The sequence below is a fragment of the Hydrocoleum sp. CS-953 genome (genome assembly GCF_002260545.1).
Taxonomy (GTDB): Bacteria; Cyanobacteriota; Cyanobacteriia; order Cyanobacteriales; family Microcoleaceae; genus Trichodesmium.
This window is the reverse complement of the sequence record NZ_LGSU01000225.1, coordinates 1-2,494: the sequence shown is the minus strand read 5'-3', so window position 1 is coordinate 2,494 and position 2,494 is coordinate 1. Positions and strand designations below refer to the sequence as shown.

Sequence of the window (2,494 nt, the reverse complement as noted above, 5' to 3'; positions counted from 1 at the left end):
AATACTTCTGATGTGGTGAAAAATTTAGATGATTCTACACCAGATGTTAATCCAGAAATTGAATTAGAAAATACTTCTGATGTGATGGAAAATTTAGATGATTCTACACCAGATGTTAATCCAGAAATTGAGCCGGAAAATACTTCTGATGTGGTGGAAAATTTAGATGATTCTACACCAGATGTTAATCCAGAAATTGAGCCGGAAAATATAACTGAATAAACTTCTGTATTAAGTCAAAAAATATGTTAATAAAAAACCAGTTCTATTCTTAAGAACTGGTTTTTTATCAAGTAGGGTGGGCGAATGGCCATTCGCCCCTACGACATTTAATCCTACCGATGCTACTAGATGTAATATGACTCCTTCTTCAATTGTATGGGACTAAGGATAATGGTAAACTATGGACAAAATATGACTAAAAAATAAGGTCTCGCCCTTTGAAGGGGATGAAAAAATATTCGATTTAGTGTTTCAAGCTTCTGGCTTTAGGCAGAGGTACTGTTAACGCAGTTCCTCCGCAGGAGGCTAACTGATAACGCAGTTCCTCCGGAGGAGGCTAACTGAAATGTCCCACTTTGCTCATTTTCTCAGACTTCGCTAAATTTAGAAAAATATTAACTTTTAGTATTATTAATCTAATACCTATGTCTCGCGTTAGAGCTCCCGAACTGCCTCAAAATTACCCTTGGCTAAATACAGGCCAACCTATATCCCTTCAATCTCTGAAAGGACGAGTGGTTATCTTAGATTTCTGGACTTACTGCTGTATTAATTGCCTTCACGTTTTGCCAGAACTAAAATTTCTTGAGCAAAAATACCCAGACAACTTGACCGTTATTGGTGTCCATTCAGCTAAATTCGAGAATGAGAAAGAAGTGGAAAATATTCGTCAGGCCATACTTCGTTATGATATTGAACACCCTGTTTTAGTTGATAGTGGGTCTAGGGTTTGGCAACAATATGCTGTCCGTGCATGGCCTACTTTCAAAATTATCGATCCAGAAGGATATGTGGTGGGGTCTTTTTCTGGTGAAGGTAAACGTGATGCTTTGGATGAAATTATTGGTAAGTTGATAGAAGAACATCAAAATAAAAGCACTATTAATTCTAGCGAAATTAGTTTAATTCTGGAAAAGGAAAAACAACCTTTAACTACACCTTTGGCATTTCCTGGTAAAGTTCTTGCTGATAGTTATACTAATCAATTATTTGTTGCTGATACGGGACACCATCGCATTGTTGTCAGTACACTAGAAGGTGAGGTTTTGCACATTATTGGTAGTGGAAAAGCAGGATTAATTGATGGTTCATTTGATGAAGCTCAATTTTCGGCTCCCCAAGGTATGACTTTTGATCCTAAAAATCAAGTTTTATATGTTGCTGATACAGAAAATCATACTTTACGCAAAATAGATTTTCAAACTCAGCAGGTGGAAACTATTGCAGGTACCGGAGAACAAAGTCGTCAAATTTTACCTGATATTGGGGTGGCTAAAGAAACTAAGCTTAATTCTCCTTGGGATGTGGAGAAGGTAGGCGATCGCCTTTTTATAGCTATGGCAGGTTCACACCAAATATGCTTATTGGAACTTGATACTGGTATTATTAGTATTTATGCAGGTAATGGTGGAGAATCTTGTGTAAATGGTTCTTTAACAGAATCAGCTTTTGCTCAACCTAGTGGTATTAGTACAGATGGGAATGAGTTATTTATTGCTGATAGTGAGGTGAGTTCACTTCGTGCAGTGAGTATTAATGAGCATCCTAAAGTGCGTACTGTTTGTGGTAGTGAGGAATTATTTGGCTTTGGAGACAAGGATGGTAGAGGTGAAGAGGTTTTGCTACAGCATTGTTTGGGAGTAGAGTATACTCAAAATTATGTTTGGGTTGCTGATACCTATAATCACAAAATTAAGCGGGTGGAATATCATGCGGGTTTATGTCGTACCATGTTAGGAGATGGTGTAGCAGGTCATCAGGATGGGCGAGGTATTCATTCTCGCTTTTCTGAACCATCAGGATTAAGTGCGATCGCGCAACATTTATTTATTGCAGATACGAATAATCATCTGATTCGCAGAATTGAGCTAGATACACTTGAAGTAACTACCGTGGAATTTCCTGGTTTGTGCGCTCCTGATGTTTGTTTGCCTAGTTAGGATTTGGAATTGGAAGTCTTATGGGTGAGGAGTCAGGAGATGTCTATTAATCATAAAAAAGTTTTTGTTTGTAGAATTGCTCTAGCCCGATAAATATCTATCTTAGGGCTAGAGCAATTCTACGAGCTTTAATTATTACTGTTCAACCGGACATGATATTACTTGATTAATCGATCGCCTGATAGTATTTTACATTATTGGTATATGTTAATATCTGTTGATAAATCTCTAATTTTATAGATTTTCTGGGCTTTGTTGCATGAAAGTATATAGCTGTCGCACAAGCAAGTGCATATGTACAATAATAACGTGCGGAAACTACTCTAACTATT

2 protein-coding genes are annotated in these 2,494 nt (G+C 37.2%); both read left to right on the top strand.

Going from position 1 to position 2,494, the window contains the following annotated elements; genetic code table 11:
- Positions 1-222, top strand: a 222-nt coding sequence (locus AFK68_RS01915) for a hypothetical protein (RefSeq protein WP_210407179.1), incomplete at its 5' end; no start/stop codon positions are given.
- Positions 223-647: 425 nt separating this feature from the next.
- Positions 648-2,162, top strand: a complete 1,515-nt coding sequence (locus tag AFK68_RS01910; RefSeq protein ID WP_094671199.1) for a thioredoxin-like domain-containing protein — start codon at positions 648-650, stop codon at positions 2,160-2,162.
- Positions 2,163-2,494: the final 332 nt, after the last annotated feature.